This is a genomic window from Veillonella sp. 3627, from assembly GCF_003992195.1.
In the GTDB taxonomy this organism is placed as follows: domain Bacteria; phylum Bacillota; class Negativicutes; order Veillonellales; family Veillonellaceae; genus F0422.
The window spans coordinates 1-953 of sequence record NZ_RQVG01000022.1 but is presented as its reverse complement, the minus strand read 5'-3'; the positions used below and the strand labels follow the sequence as shown (position 1 = coordinate 953).

Genomic DNA, 953 nt, shown 5'->3' with positions numbered 1-953 from the left:
GCATTCGCCACTGTATTACCTGTCACAAAGCCTGCGCCCGCATTCGTTACTTTGTCAGTCTTAGGATCAACCTTCAATGGAGTACCTGCTGGTTTACCATCTGGACCTTTTTCGAATCCTATTGGTTTACCATCTTTGTCTACTTTGTAGTAGTTATCTCCAATTTTAACTGCATCAGTTTTTGTACCATTTGCATTAGTTATCGTTACTTTATTCGTAACTTCCCCTTCTTTGATACCTACCGTAATTTCACGAGTGCCATCAGTCAATGTTTTACCAGTAATTTCAATACCTTTACCGCCTTTGAAATCAACTACATTTGCGTTTTTCACCACATCTTTATAGCCGTTACCATCTTTCGTAGTGACAACCCAGCCCATATTTTGTAAATCACCTACCGTAGCTGCTGCGTTTTTATTCACAGGCGCATCGGCTGTACCTTCCAAATCAACTAAGTTTGTTGGTGTTGTGTTAGGAGTAGCACCTGGCGCTGTACCTTGTGGTGTAGTATCTACAGATTTAGTATTCAACGTGGAACCTACACCTGTAATTTGTGTTGGTTTACCATCCTTAGATGTGACATTTAATGCGGAAGATGGTTGTGCATCTGATGCATTATTCGTAGCTGGTTTTGCCGCTTCTGCTTTCATTGTCACAGGGCTCACTGGTGTAACAGGTGTTGTTGTTACATCCACTGGTGTTGCACCTGGTTTTGGAGCGCCATTCACTACATCAGCTGGTTTGTAATAGTTGTCGCCCACTTTCGTGTACGTATTACCTTTACCATCTGTATAAGTATTTGGGCTACCTACGTTCAACGTGCCTGTATCCACATTTGTGAAAGTCACATTATCTTTCGTAGCGTATGTAATTTTGCCATTTGCATCCTGCTTCACAGTCAAGTTATTGCCTGCTACCATTTCTACAGTATTGCTTGGTTTAATTAACTCTCC

General features: G+C 41.6%; 1 pseudogene. It reads right to left on the bottom strand.

Going from position 1 to position 953, the window contains the following annotated elements:
- Positions 1-953 (bottom strand): annotated as a pseudogene (locus tag EO114_RS07765) (hypothetical protein); the annotation flags it as partial.